The organism is Streptomyces hydrogenans, from assembly GCF_014656075.1.
In the GTDB taxonomy this organism is placed as follows: Bacteria; Actinomycetota; Actinomycetes; order Streptomycetales; family Streptomycetaceae; genus Streptomyces; species Streptomyces hydrogenans.
In genome coordinates, this window is the sequence record NZ_BNBS01000003.1 from 1 (window position 1) to 13,096 (window position 13,096).

13 protein-coding genes are annotated in these 13,096 nt (G+C 74.0%); 3 read left to right on the forward strand and 10 right to left on the reverse strand.

Annotation, left to right across the window (positions count from 1 at the left end; genetic code table 11):
* Positions 1–644 precede the first annotated feature (644 nt).
* The 6 genes from IE321_RS02235 to IE321_RS02260 all read right to left on the reverse strand — a co-directional run bounded on the left by IE321_RS02235 (position 645) and on the right by IE321_RS02260 (position 6,039).
* On the reverse strand, positions 645–839 hold the full coding sequence (locus IE321_RS02235) for a hypothetical protein (RefSeq protein WP_043227631.1): 195 nt from the start codon (positions 837–839) through the stop codon (positions 645–647).
* 118 nt (positions 840–957) lie between these two features.
* A complete protein-coding gene (locus IE321_RS02240) occupies positions 958–1,626 on the reverse strand; it encodes an ABC transporter ATP-binding protein (RefSeq protein ID WP_190221517.1) in 669 nt (222 codons plus the stop codon).
* Complete coding sequence (locus IE321_RS02245; protein ID WP_226652675.1) at positions 1,619–2,611, reverse strand: ABC transporter ATP-binding protein; 993 nt, start codon at positions 2,609–2,611, stop codon at positions 1,619–1,621. The genes IE321_RS02240 and IE321_RS02245 overlap by 8 nt, the downstream gene beginning before the upstream one ends.
* Positions 2,608–3,444: an ABC transporter permease gene (locus IE321_RS02250; RefSeq protein WP_043227634.1), complete on the reverse strand. Its 837-nt coding sequence runs from the start codon at positions 3,442–3,444 to the stop codon at positions 2,608–2,610. The genes IE321_RS02245 and IE321_RS02250 overlap by 4 nt, the downstream gene beginning before the upstream one ends.
* Positions 3,437–4,429: an ABC transporter permease gene (locus IE321_RS02255; protein WP_190221519.1), complete on the reverse strand. Its 993-nt coding sequence runs from the start codon at positions 4,427–4,429 to the stop codon at positions 3,437–3,439. Before IE321_RS02255 ends, IE321_RS02250 begins: the two co-directional genes overlap by 8 nt.
* A complete protein-coding gene (locus IE321_RS02260; protein ID WP_190221520.1) occupies positions 4,426–6,039 on the reverse strand; it encodes an ABC transporter substrate-binding protein in 1,614 nt (537 codons plus the stop codon). Before IE321_RS02260 ends, IE321_RS02255 begins: the two co-directional genes overlap by 4 nt.
* 124 nt (positions 6,040–6,163) lie before the next feature.
* Here IE321_RS02260 and IE321_RS02265 point away from each other — a divergent pair, with 124 nt between their 5' ends.
* Complete coding sequence (locus IE321_RS02265; RefSeq protein ID WP_190221521.1) at positions 6,164–6,829, forward strand: class I SAM-dependent methyltransferase; 666 nt, start codon at positions 6,164–6,166, stop codon at positions 6,827–6,829.
* Positions 6,830–7,113: 284 nt separating this feature from the next.
* Here the strand turns inward: IE321_RS02265 and IE321_RS02270 are convergent, their stop codons facing one another.
* The 4 genes from IE321_RS02270 to IE321_RS02285 form a co-directional block, all read right to left on the reverse strand.
* Positions 7,114–8,199: an acyl-CoA dehydrogenase family protein gene (locus IE321_RS02270; protein WP_190221522.1), complete on the reverse strand. Its 1,086-nt coding sequence runs from the start codon at positions 8,197–8,199 to the stop codon at positions 7,114–7,116.
* Positions 8,196–9,383, reverse strand: coding sequence for an acyl-CoA dehydrogenase family protein (locus tag IE321_RS02275; RefSeq protein ID WP_190221523.1), 1,188 nt, complete (start codon positions 9,381–9,383; stop codon positions 8,196–8,198). The genes IE321_RS02270 and IE321_RS02275 overlap by 4 nt, the downstream gene beginning before the upstream one ends.
* Positions 9,380–10,348 carry an NADPH:quinone oxidoreductase family protein gene (locus tag IE321_RS02280; RefSeq protein ID WP_079022283.1) on the reverse strand — a complete coding sequence of 323 codons (969 nt, stop codon included), beginning with the start codon at positions 10,346–10,348 and terminating at the stop codon, positions 9,380–9,382. The genes IE321_RS02275 and IE321_RS02280 overlap by 4 nt, the downstream gene beginning before the upstream one ends.
* A gap of 70 nt (positions 10,349–10,418) precedes the next feature.
* Positions 10,419–11,006 (reverse strand): helix-turn-helix domain-containing protein, encoded by a 588-nt coding sequence (locus tag IE321_RS02285; RefSeq protein ID WP_043227642.1) that lies wholly within the window; start codon positions 11,004–11,006, stop codon positions 10,419–10,421.
* 67 nt (positions 11,007–11,073) lie between these two features.
* On the opposite strand from IE321_RS02285, the gene IE321_RS02290 reads away from it, so the two are divergent.
* Both IE321_RS02290 and IE321_RS02295 read left to right on the forward strand, forming a co-directional pair.
* Positions 11,074–12,036: an NAD(P)/FAD-dependent oxidoreductase gene (locus IE321_RS02290; RefSeq protein WP_226652676.1), complete on the forward strand. Its 963-nt coding sequence runs from the start codon at positions 11,074–11,076 to the stop codon at positions 12,034–12,036.
* A 124-nt stretch (positions 12,037–12,160) separates the two neighbouring features.
* Positions 12,161–12,940 carry a VOC family protein gene (locus tag IE321_RS02295; protein ID WP_190221524.1) on the forward strand — a complete coding sequence of 260 codons (780 nt, stop codon included), beginning with the start codon at positions 12,161–12,163 and terminating at the stop codon, positions 12,938–12,940.
* Positions 12,941–13,096: the final 156 nt, after the last annotated feature.

Below are 13,096 nucleotides of genomic sequence, written 5' to 3' on the forward strand. Positions count from 1 at the left end.
CTCCGTGAATGTTTACCCGTGATCGGGTGACACTCGCGTTGAGCGGGACAGACGGACCGGAATAGGACCCGCTGTCCACAGCGTCCTCGCTGTGTTTTGTTTCAAAGGAACCTCGACCAACCGAAACCGGCTGGACGGGGTATCAACTAATCTGGCGTTGATTTTTGGCACGCTGTTGAGTTCTCAAGGTGCGGACGCTTCCTTCGTTCCTGTTCCCAGGCCCTCCGGGCGCTTCCTGCGTTCCCGACTCTATCAGATCTTTCCGACCCGATTTCCTCGGTGCTTTCCGGTCCCTTTCGCTTTCGCTCCGGGCCCTTCCGGCGTTTCCGACTCTATCAGACCCTTTCGGCGTCCGATTCCCCGTCAGAAGGGGGTTGTCTTCCCGGCTTTCGGGCCGTTCCGACGAGTGAGACTTTAGCGGATTCCCCGCCCCCGATGCGAATCGGGGGGTTTGGATCCTCATTTCGCAAAAACGAACGGAAAGCAGAACGACACGACGAATCGTGATCGTAGGGCTCAGTGGTTCTTGCGGAATGGCCGTCCGGGGCCGACTGGAGTCGGTACTCACGTCGGACAGCTCGGAGAACATTACGGATCGGGCGAGGCCGTGTCAACCCCGGGGGTGGGACGCCACCCCCGGGTGATCACGGACGGAGGCTGGACACGACCTCGGCGGTGGCGGCCACGCCGTTCTGGATCGTGGGGGCCATGCTCGTGCCGGCCAGGAAGAAGCCGAGCAGGGCGCAGACGATGGCGTGGGTGACCTTGAGGCCGCCGCTGCGCAGGTAGATCACGGTCAGTACGAGGAGCAGCACCACCACGGAAACGGAAACGGCCATCGGTCTCACGTCCTTCGTCTGCCGCACCGGAATTGCGGCGTTCGGCGGACAGTGTGGCGGAATGGGCGATCCGTCCGAGGGAACGGCGGGGCGGCCATACGGGTGAGATCCGCGTGGATCATGCGCCGGGGGTGCGGAGGCAGTCCTTCCACTCCACCGTGCGGTCGCACCAGCGGTTCAGGAGGACGCGGTCGTGGCCCACGGCGAGGAGGCCCGCGCCGGTCTCCCGGCGGTAGGACTCGACGGCGGCGACGAGGGCGGCCGTGGTGGAGGCGTCGAGCATCGCGGTCATCTCGTCGCAGACCAGCCAGCGGGGCCTCAGGCTGAGCGCGCGGGCCAGGCAGGCGCGCTGGAGCTGTCCGTCGCTGACCGCGTGGGGGCGGCGGGTCAGCAGTTCGGGGGTGAGGCCGACGGCCGGGGCGAGCTCGGCGACCCGCGCGGCCGCCTCGGCCTTGCGGCCGGTGGCGCGCAGCGGCTCGGCGATGAGGTCGGCGAGGGAGAGCCGGGGGTCGGCGGCCGTGCGGGGCTGCTGGAAGACGACGCCGACGGCGGTGCGCTGCTCGCGCGGGGCGCGGTGGCGCCAGGCGGTGACCTCGGTGCCGTCGAGGACGAGGCGGCCGGCGTCGGGGCGGTGGAGGAGGGCGGCCACGCGGGCGAGGGTGGACTTGCCGCAGCCGCTGGGGCCGAGGAGGCCGACGGACTCGCCGGGGGCCAGGGTGAGGGAGGCGCCCCGGAAGACCGGCTCGCGGGGTGTGTAGCCGGCGGTGACGGCGTCGAGTTCAAGCACGGGGCCGCTCCGGGTGGTGGCAGGCCACGCCGGCGCGGAGGGCCGGGACGGTGGCGCAGAGGTCGGTGGCTCGGGGGCAGCGGGCGGCGAAGGCGCAGCCCTCGGGGAGGTCGGAGAGTTCCGGGGGCATGCCGGGGATGGGGGTGAAGGCGCGGTCGGGGAGGGCGTCGAGGAGACCGCGGGCGTAGGGGTGGGCGGGGCCGGTGGTGCCGAAGAAGCGGTGGGCGGGGGCGATCTCCACGATCCGGCCGGCGTACATGACGGCCACCCGGTCGGCGATGCGGGCGGCGGCGGTGAGGTCGTGGGTGATGAGGAGCAGGCCGCGGCCGTCGTCGGTGTGGCGCCGCAGCTCGTCGGCGGTGCGCTCGACGAGGTCGCGGTCGAGTCCCGTGGTGGGTTCGTCGGCGAGGAGCAGCGGGGCGTCGCCGATGAGGGCGAGGGCGGTGGCGGCGCGCTGGGCGAGGCCGCCGGAGAGTTCGTGCGGGTAGGCGTCGAGGTGGGTGGCGGGGAAGGCGGCGCGGTCGGCGGCGTCCTCGGCGGCCTTGCGCCGCCCGGCGCGCGGGGTGTCGGTGAGGGCGCGGACGGTCTCCTCCAGGTGCGCCCTTACGGTGCGGACCGGGGTGAGGTGGGCGGCGGGGCTCTGGGGGACGAGTCCGACGCGCCGGCCCCGTACGGAGCGGGCGAGGGTCTTCTCGTCGGCGGCGAGCAGGTCCGTGCCGTCGGTCAGGGCCGTGCCGCTGGTCTCCGCGTTGGCGGGGAGCAGGCCGAGGAGGGCGGAGGCGAGCACGGACTTGCCGCAGCCGGATTCGCCGACGAGGGCCAGGCACTCCCCCGCCGCCAGGTCGAAGTCGGCGTCGGTGACGGCGGCGACGGTCCGCCCGCCGCGGAGGCGGAAGCGGACGGTGAGGCCCCGGACGCTGAGGAGGGCGTTCTCGGCGCGTTCGGCGGTGACGGCGTCCAGCGCGCGGGCCACGCGGGCGTTCACAGCATCAGCTCCGATCGGCGGCGGGGGTTGAGGCGGTCGCGCCAGGTGCCGGCGAGGCCGGCTATGGCGAGGGTCGGGAGGATCAGGAAGAGGCCGGGGAAGAGGGTGGGCCACCAGGCGCCGGAGAGGAGGGAGGAGCGGGCGGACTGGACGAGGTTGCCGAGGCTGGCCTGGTGGCTGGGCAGGCCGAGGCCGAGGAAGGAGAGGGCGGACTCGTGCCACATGGCGTGCGGCACCATCAGGACGGCGGCGAGGCCGGCCTGGGGGAGGACCGCCGGCAGGAGGTGACGGGTGGCGACCCGGCGGCGGGAGGCGCCGCCGGAGATGGCGGCCTCGATGTGGGGGCGGGTGCGCAGGGAGAGCACTTCGGAGCGGACGATGCGGGCGGTGGAGAGCCAGTGGGTGACCGCGACGGAGGCGATGACGGGCCAGACGCCGGGGCGGAAGAGGGCGACGACGAAGATGCCGAGGAGCAGGTGCGGCACCGACGAGAAGGCGTCGACGAGCCGCATGAGGGTGCGGTCGGTCCAGCCGCCGAGGGCGCCCGCCGCGGCGCCGACGGCGGTGCCGAGGACGGTGGCGACGAGGGCGGCGACGAGGCCGACGAGGAGCGAGATCCGCAGGCCGTAGACGCAGCGCAGGAGGAGGTCGCGGCCGACGTCGTCGGTGCCGAAGGGGTGCTCCCAGGAGGGCGGGAGGAGCTTCTGGGAGAGGTCGACGGCCTGTTCGTCGAGCTGGACGAGCGGGGGGACGAGGAGGACGGCGAGGACGACGGCGCCGACGACGAGCGCGGAGGTCCACAGGCGGAGGCGGTGGGTGCGGGGGTCAGCCATCGAAGCCCACCCTGGGGTCGGCGAGTCCGTAGAGGAGGTCGGAGAGGAGGTTGCCGAGGAGGACGGCCGCGGTGGCGAGCACGGTGAGCGCGGCGAGCAGCGGGAAGTCGACGGCGGTGGCGGCCTGGACGGTGGCGGCGGCGATGCCGGGCCAGCTGAAGACGGTCTCCACGAGGAGGGCTCCGGTGATGAGCTCGGGGACGCGGGAGCCGATGAGGGTCAGCATCGGGAGCATGCCGGCGCGCAGGGCGTGGCCGGTGAGGACGGTGCGTTCGGCGAGGCCGCGGGCGCGGGCGCCGCGGACCGGGTCCTCGTCGAGGGCGTCGCCGACGCCCTGGCGGACGTAGAGGAAGAACCAGGGGAGCTGGGAGACGCCGAGGACGAGGGCGGGGAGGACGAGGTGGCGGGCGACCTGGTCGGGGGTGACGGTGTCGCTGGCGGTGTCGGTGAGGCCGCCGGCGGGCAGGACGCCGAGCCGGAGGGCGAAGAACCAGATGGCGAGGAGGCCGAGCCAGAAGGCGGGGGCGGCTTCCAGGGTGTAGGCGAGGGCGCTGACGGTCCGGTCGAGGAGGCCGCCGCGGCGGCGGCCGGCGAGGACGCCGAGGAGGGTGCCGAGCGCGATCGCGACGAGGAAGGCGGTGGCGGCGAGGAGGACGGACCAGCCGAGGCGTTCGGTGATGACGTCGGCGACGGGGCGGCGCATGACGGCGGAGTCGCCGAGGTCGCCGGTGACGGCGGCGGTGAGCCATTCCCACCAGCGGGTGAGGAGGGGCTGGTCGACGCCGAGGTTGTGGCGGAGCTGGTCGAGGTTGTCCTGTGAGGCGGTGAGGCCGGCGGTGCCGGCGTACGCCTTGACGGGGTCGAAGGGGGAGGCTTCGGCGACCGCGAAGACGGCCAGGGTGACGCCGAGGAGGACGGGGACGGCGGCGAGGGCGCGCCGTCCCGTCATCCGGGCCATGGCCCCCCAGGGGAGGCGGCGGCTCACTTCTTCGTGCCCCCGCTGTTCTTCGGCTGCCAGGTCTCGACGTTCCACCAGGGGCCGGCGGCGAGGCCGTGGTCGTGGGGTTCGATCTGGGTGCTGAGGCCGTCCCAGGAGTCGTTCACGACGTAGAGGTGGTCGATGTGGGTGAGGAAGGTGTAGCCGGGGTTCGCGACGAGTGCGCGCTGGACGGTGTCGTACGCGGCCTTGCGCTTGGCGGGGTCGTCGGTGCGGCGGCCGTCTTCCAGGGCGCGGTCGACGGTCCCGTTGTCGTACCAGGCCATGTTGTTGAAGCCGTCGCCGGCGAGGGTGGACTTGAGCAGGAGGTACTGGTCGAAGTCGGGGTCGCCGGGGGAGCCGCCGCCGGCCAGGACGGCGTCGGTCTTCATGCGGGGTTCGATGACCTCCCAGGTGCCGGCCTGGGTCTTGATCTCGATGCCGGCCTTGCGGGCGTCGGAGGCGTAGGCGAGGGCGTGGTCCTGGCGGAGCTTGTCGCCGGAGAGGTACCAGAGGGGGAAGGAGGCGCGGACGCCGTTCTTGACGCGGACGCCGTCGGCGCCGGGCTTCCAGCCGGCCTCGTCGAGGATCTTCTGGGCGCCGGCGAGGTCGTGGCGGCGCTCGGTGCCCTTCGCGAACCAGGGGCTGTCGGTGGGGACGGGGCCGTAGGCGGGCTTGCCGGCGCCTTCGAGGATCTTGTCGACCATGGTCTGGCGGTCGACGGCGACGTCGAGGGCGCGGCGGACGGCGGTGTCGCCGGCGACGGGGTTGTGGGTGGGGAGGGTGACCGTGCGGTAGTCGTACGTCTTGGCGGTGTAGGTCTTCCTGCCCTTGTCGCTGCCGAAGCCGGCGGCGAGGTTGGGCGGGAGGATGGCGCCGTCGAGGTCGCCGGCGCGCAGGCGGGTGGCGCGGACGTCGTCGTCCTTGATGATCGCCATGGTGAACCGCTTCACCGCGGGGGCGCCGTTCCAGTACGTCGGGTTGGCCTTGAAGGTGAGCTTCTCGCCCTTGGACCAGCCGGTGAGGACGTAGGGGCCGGTGCCTATGGGCTTGGTGGTGAAGGCGCCGGTGTTGACGTCCTGCCCGCCCGCGACGTGTTCGGGGGCGATGGCGTGGACGGTGCGCTCGGCGAAGGGGGCGTAGGGGTACTTGAGGTGGAAGACCACGGTGTCGTCGCCGACGGCCTCGACGCTCTTGAGGGCGTCGAGTTCGGTGCGGGAGGGGTTGTTGGTCTTCGGGTCGAGGATCGTCTCGTAGGTGAAGACGACGTCCTTGGCGGTGAAGGGGGCTCCGTCGCTGAAGGTGACGCCGGGGCGGAGGGTGTACGTGTAGGTGAGTCCGTCGTCGCTGACGCGGGGGAGCTTCGCGGCGAGGGCCGGCTGGAGCTTCATGTCGGCGTCGAAGGCGAGGAGGCCGTCGAAGATCTTGGAGTTGCCGTCCTTGCCGTAGCCGAGGAGGGGGCTGAGGGTGTCGGGTTCGTAGGCGATGCCGACGACCGCGGAGTCCTTGGGGCCGGAGCCGGCGGTGTCGGCGCCGGGGTTGCTGCAGGCCGCGGTCGTGAGGGCGAGGGCCCCCGTGGCGAGCGCGGCGGTCGCGCGGCGGACGGTTCGGGCGGCCATCGGGTCCACACCCCTTTTTGAAGATTAAATGCTATTGCGAACAGCATGCAATTAAACAGCACGGGTGCGAGGGCGCTCCTGGCGGGGTAGTCCGCCCCGGACATCCACGAGACCGGGAGTGACGATGAGCGAGACGCACCAGGAGAACGGCCCCGGCGTGCTGGGGGCCGCCGAGCTCTTCGACGGGGTGGGGCTCGACTACGAGCGGGCGTTCGGGCGGCTGCCCGCGCAGCTCGCGGCGGTCGACTGGCTGACCGGGCGGCTCTCCCCCGGTTCCCGGGTCCTGGACGCGGGCAGCGGTACGGGGCGGCCGGTCGCCGAACTGCTCGTCGCCGCGGGCCACCGGGTGACCGGCGTCGACGTCTCCGCGACGATGGTGGAGCTGGCGCGGGCACAGGTGCCGGGGGCCCGCTTCGAACAGGGCGATCTGCGCGGGCACACCCCGCCGGAGGGGGGTTACCACGCCGTCTGCGCCTTCTTCCCGCTGCTGATGATGGACCGGAAGGAGCAGATCGGGGCGCTGCGGCGGATGGCGTCGTGGCTGGCGCCCGGCGGGCTGCTGGTGTCGGCGACGGTGCCCGCCGACGTCGAGGGGCTGGAGATCGTCTGGATGGGACGCCGGGCCCGGGTCTCCAGCTTCTCCGCCGAGGCGTACCTGGGGCTGCTGCGGGAGGAGTGCGGCCTGGAGGTGCTCCGTGCCGAACTGTCGGTCTTCCGGCCCGAGGTGGCCGGCGGCGAGCCCGAGGAGCACCTGTTCGTCTACGCCCGCCGCGCGGGCGAGGACGGCTGAGCGGGCGGGGGTCCGGCCGTACGGGGGGCGGCTGTCCCGGCCGCGGAGGCCGGTGCGCACGCGGCGGCCGCCGCCGGCGGGGAGCGCCGAAACGTACGGGGTGGCTGCCCCCGCCGGCGGACGGCGACTCCTAGGGGGGCGGCTGTCCCGGCCGCGGAGGCCGGTGCGCGTCCGGGCGGCTGCCCCCGGCCGTGAACCCCGACTCGTACGGGGACGGGCGAGTCGGCCCCGGACGCACGACGACCCGGCCGGGTGCCGTTCCGGCCGGGTCGTCGTGGCGTGGGTCAGGCGGGGGCCGGGAGGTCCGTCAGGGCGGCGATGACGTCCTGGTGGTGGCCGGCCGAGCCGAGGGCGAGCTGGTCGGCCTTGGCGCGCTTGAGCGCGAGGTGGGCCGGGTGCTCCCAGGTCATGCCGATCCCGCCGTGCAGCTGGACGCACTCCTCGGCCGCGCGGACGGCGACCCCGGAGCAGTACGCCTGGGCCACGGCGACCGTCAGCTCGGCGTCGGCCGCTCCGGTGGCGAGGGCGTCGGCGGCGGCGCGGGCGGCGGCGCGGGCCCCGACGACGTCCAGCCAGAGCTGGGCCATCCGGTGCTTGAGCGCCTGGAAGGAGCCGACCGGCCGGTTGAACTGGTACCGCTCCCTGGTGTGCCGGACGGTCTCCTCCAGGCACCACTCGGCGAGTCCCAGCTGCTCGGAGGCGAGCAGTCCCGCCCCGGCGAGCAGGCCGCGCCGCACCGCCGCCCGCGCTTCCTCGGGACCGGCGAGGAGGGTGCCGGGCGCCGCGCTCGCGTCGACGACGGCGAGGGGGCGGGTGAGGTCGAGCGGGGTGAGCGGGGTGACGGCGGCCTCGGCGGCGGGTACGGCGTACAGGCCGTCGGGGCGGGGCACGAGGAGGACGTCGGCGGCCTGGGCGTCGGCGACGGCCCGCACCGGGCCGGTGGCCTCGAAGGGCGTCCCGGGCGCGGTGGTGAAGGGGACGGCGAGGACGGCGGTGCGCTCCCCCGCCGCGAGTTCGGCGAGGAGGGCGGCGGCCGGGCCGTCGGTGGCGCCGAGGGCGAGCAGGGTCTCGGTGGCGACGACGGCGCCGGTGAGGTACGGGGCGGGGGTCACCGCGCGGCCCAGCTCCTCCAGGACGACCGCGGCCTCCCGGTGGCTCGCGCCCTGGCCGCCGAGCTTCTCGGGGACGAGGAGGCCGGCGGCGCCGATGCCGGCGGCCAGCGCGGACCAGAGGCCGGCGGGGTACGGGTCCCCGGTCTCGATCCGGTCGAGCACGGTTTGGTGCCCGGCGCGGTCGGTGAGCAGGGAGCGGACGGCGTCCCGCAGGGCGTCCTCGGTGTCGGAGTACAGGAGGTCCGGCTCGTGGCTCATCGGGCGAGGTCCTTCCAGGGGACGTCCTTGTCGTTGCGGGGCTCCGGCGGGAGTCCGAGGACCCGCTCGGCGACGATGTTGAGCAGCACCTCGCTGGTGCCGCCCTCGATCGAGTTGCCCTTGGAGCGCAGGTAGCGGTAGCCCGCCTCGCGTCCGGTGAAGTCGACCAGCTCGGGGCGACGCATGGTCCAGTCGTCGTACAGCAGGCCGTCGTCGGCGAGGAGTTCGACCTCCAGGCCGCTGATGGCCTGGTTGAGGCGGGCGAAGGCGAGCTTCATGGCGCTGCCCTCGGGGCCGGGCTGGCCGGCGACGAGCTGCTGGCGCAGCCGCTCGCCGGTGAAGCGGGCCACCTCGGCGTCCACCCAGAGGTCGAGGAGCCGGCGGTGCAGGGCGTGGGTGCGCAGTTCGGGACGGTCGCGCCAGACGGCGGCGGCCTTGCCGATCATGCCGCCCTCGCGGGGGATGCGGGCGCCGCCGATGGAGACCCGTTCGTTCATGAGGGTGGTCTGGGCGACCCGCCAGCCGTCGCCGGTCTCGCCGAGGCGGTGGGCGTCGGGGATGCGGACGCCGGTGAGGAAGACCTCGTTGAACTCGGCCTCGCCGGTGATCTGGCGCAGCGGCCTGACCTCGACGCCGGGGTCGGTCATGTCGCAGACGAAGTAGGTGATGCCCCGGTGCTTGGGCAGGTCGGGGTCGGTGCGGGCGATGAGGATGGCCCAGCGGGCGGTGTGGGCGCTGGAGGTCCACACCTTCTGGCCGTCGACGGTCCAGTCGCCGGTGGCGTCGTCGCGGACGGCGCGGGTGCCGAGGGCGGCGAGGTCGGAGCCGGCGCCGGGTTCGCTGAAGAGCTGGCACCAGACCTCCTCGCCGGTCCACAGCGGGCGCAGGAAGCGGGCCTTGACCTCGTCGGAGCCGTAGGCGAGGAGGGTGGGGGCGGCCATGCCGAGGCCGATGCCGATGCGGCGGGGGTCGTTGCCGGGGGCGCCGGCGGCGGTGAGTTCGGCGTCGACGACGGCCTGGAGGGCGCGGGGGGCGTCGAGTCCGCCCAGGCCGACGGGGTAGTGGACCCAGGCGAGGCCGGCGTCGAAGCGGGCGCGGAGGAAGTCGAGCCGGTCGGTGGTGGCGGGCGGGTGCTCGGCGAGCAGGTCCCGGGTGCGCTGCCGGAGTTCTGCGGCGTCGGTCATGCGCGGGCTCCTTCCGGGAGGACGACCAGGCGTCCGGTGGTGGTGCCGTCGGCGACGCGCTGGACGGCGTCGGCCGCGCCGGCGAAGGGGACGCGTTCGGCGACGAGCGGCTTGACGGTGCCCTTCGCGGCGAGGGCGGTGAGGGTGTCGTGGCACCGGAGGACGGCGGCCGGGTCGAGCCGGGCGTAGAGGCCCCAGTGGAGGCCCATGATCGTGTAGTTCTTCACCAGGGCGTGGTTGAGGGCGGGGGCGGGGATGGTGCCGCTCGCGAAGCCGACGACGACGATGCGGCCCTCGAAGGCGACGCACTTGGCGGACTGCTGGTACGCCTCGCCTCCGACGGGGTCGTAGATCACGTCGGCGCCGCGGCCTCCGGTGGCTGCCTTGACGGCGGCGACGACGTCCTCGGAGCGGCGGTCGATGACGACGTCGCAGCCGAGGGCGCGGGCGACGGCGGCCTTGGCGGGGCCGCCGACCACGCCGATGACGGTGGCGCCGGCGGCCTTGCCGAGCTGGACGGCGGCGCTGCCGACGCCGCCGGCGGCGGCGTGCACGAGGAGGGTCTCGCCCTCCCGGAGGGCGGCGCGGCGGTGCAGGCCGAACCAGCCGGTCTGGTAGCCGATGTGGAGGGCGGCGGCCTCGGCGTCGTCCAGGGCGTCGGGGGCCGGGAGGAGGCCGGTGGCGTCGGCGAGGGCGTGGTCGGCGAAGCCGCCGTGCGGGAGGGCGGCGGTGGCGATGACGCGGCGGCCGTCCTCGGTCTCGCCGCAGATCTCGACGCCGGGGGTGAAGGGGAGCGGCGGCCGGACCTGGTAGTGGCCGCGGCAGAGCAGCGCGTCGGGGAAGTTGACGTTGGCGGCGCGGACCCTGAGGAGGACCTGGCCGGGCCCGGGTTCGGGGACGTCCACCTCCTCGCGGCGCATCACCGCGCCGGGTTCGCCGTTCTCGTGCACTCGCCATGCCTGCATCCGTCGAGCCTCCGTCCGTACCGAGCGGTCGGCCGCATACTAAGCGGTCGCTTGCCTTCGGGGGAACCACTCAGCCGGACTTCTTGGGCCGCGCCCGGACGTGCATCCGCTCGCCCTGCGGTCCGTACAGGCTCAGGAACTCCACCGGACCGTCGGCGGTCGGGCCGAACCAGTGCGGCACCCGCGTGTCGAACTCGGCCGCCTCCCCCGCGGCCAGCACCACGTCGTGCTCCCCCAGGACGAGCCTCAGCCTCCCGGAGAGGACGTACAGCCATTCGTACCCCTCGTGGACCCGCGGGTCCGGCTGCTCGGACGCCTTCTCCTGGATCACCTTGTACGCCTGGAGGCCGCCGGGCTGGCGGGTCAGCGGATACATCGTGCGGCCGTGCCGGACGATCGGCCGGGCCCGCACCCGGGGGTCGCCGACCGGCGGGGCGCCGACCAGCTCGTCCAGCGGGACCTGGTGGGCACGGGCCAGCGGGAGGAGCAGTTCGAGGCTCGGCCTGCGCTGCCCGGACTCCAGGCGGGAGAGGGTGGAGACGGAGATGCCGGTGGCGGCGGAGAGCTCGGCCAGGGTCACCCCGCGGTCGCGGCGGACCCGGCGCAGCCGGGGGCCGACCTCGGTGAGCACGGCGTCGATGCGGTCGTCTTCGGTCATGCGTCCAGTGTTGCAGGAACGGCAAGTTTCCTTGCCGTCGAGGCGGGTCCCGGGTGAGGCTCACGGCATGGACGCACCCCTGGGAGAGAGCATGGACGAGAACGCCTACGAGGTCGTGGTGATCGGCGGCGGGGCGGCCGGGCTGAGCGCCGGGCTGATCCTCGGCCGGTCGCGGCGGCGCACCCTGGTCGTCGACGCGGGCGAGCCGCGCAACGCGCCCAGCGCCCACATGCAGGGCTATCTGTCGCGGGACGGCATGAGCCCGGCGGAGTTCCTCGCGGCGGGCCGCCGCGAGCTGCAGGAGTACGGCGTCGAGGTACGGCCCGGTGAGGTCACGGAGGCCGCGGCGGACGGCGAGGGCTTCGTGCTCGGGCTCGCCGACGGGACCTCGCTGACCGCCCGGCGGCTGGTCGTCGCCACCGGCCTCGTCGACGAGCTGCCGGAGATCGAGGGCCTGGCCGAGCGGTGGGGCCGGGACGTGTTGCACTGCCCGTACTGCCACGGCTGGGAGGTCCGGGACCGGGCGTTCGGGGTCATCGCCGGTGCGACCATGCCGGCCCATCAGGCGCTGATGGTCTCGCACTGGTCCCCCGACGTGACGCTCTTCCTGAACGGCGCCGAGGTCACGGAGGAGGACGCGCGGCTGCTCGCCGCGGCGGGCGTCACCACCGTCGAGGGCTCGGTCGAGGCGGTCGTGACCGAGGACGACCGGCTGACCGGGGTCCGGCTCGCCGACGGGCGGACCGTCGGCCGCGAGGTGGTCTTCGCGGCGGCCACCCGGCTCGTCACCCGCGACGGGGTGCTGCGCCGGCTGGGCGCGGAGCTGTACGAGACGCCCTTCGGGTCCTTCGTGAAGGTGGACGACACCGGCCGGACGAGCGTGCCCGGCGTGTGGGCGGCGGGGAACGTGACGGGCCCGACCGAGCAGGTCGTCAACGCGGCGGGGGCGGGCTACCGGGCCGGCACGGTGATCAACGCCGAGCTGCTGATGGGCGACCTGGCCGCCCGGGCGGACGGGCTCCCCCGCTGACCCCTGCGCCGGTCGGATGAACCGCCCCGGCAGCGGTCGCGTCGCCCGGACGGAGGCCCGAGGATCGGCCATGGTGGCCGGAAACCGGCCCGGAGGCAGGACGACGGAAGGACGGCACCCGCCCATGCTCGGCACCCAGTACACCCACGGCTCCCCCAGCTGGATCGACCTCGGCAGCCCGGACACCACCGCCGCGGCGGAGTTCTACACCGCCGTGTTCGGCTGGGAGTTCCGCTCGGCGGGCCCCGAGGCCGGCGGCTACGGCTTCTTCCAGCAGGACGGCGCGACCGTGGCCGCGCTCGGGCCGCTCACCGAGGAGGGCGCGCGCAGCGCCTGGACGGTGTACTTCCGGACCTCGGACGCGGACACGACCCAGATGGTCACGGCCGCCGAGGGCGGCCGGGTCCGGATGCGCGCCATGGACGTGATGGACGCGGGCCGGATCGCCGCGCTCACCGACCCGGCCGGGGCCGAGTTCGCCGTCTGGCAGCCGGGGTCGGTGAAGGGCCTGGACCGCACCTCCTCGCGGAACACCCTCGTCTGGGTCGAGCTGCACACCCCCGACCCGGAGGCCGCGCTCGCCTTCTACGGCTCGCTCTTCGAGTGGCGATGGGCGTCGATGGACGCGCCCGGAATGACCTACCGGGTGATCTCCACCGCCGAGGGCGACCAGGAGGACGCCTCCTTCGGCGGCGTCGCCGCCCTCCAGGACTCCGGCGAACGCCCGCGCTGGATCCCGTACTTCGAGGTCGAGGACGCCGACGGCACGGCCGACGCGGTGACCGTCTCGGGCGGCACGGTGCTGCTGCCCCCGGCGGACATCCCCGACGTCGGCCGCCTCGCCTGGTTCAAGGACCCCGCCGGTGCCGAGTTCGCCGTCCTGAAGCCGGCGCCGATGGGCTGACCGGCCTCAGGTTCTAGGGTCTGTCTGACCATTGGCGTCGGATCAGGCCGGGTCGTCCGGCGCGTGCGATCGGCGTGCGGCCGGGGCGCCCTCGGATGGGGTCTCCCCTGCTCGAGCGAAGCCGAGAGCTCGGGGAAGGAGCTACTTGGGGGTTTC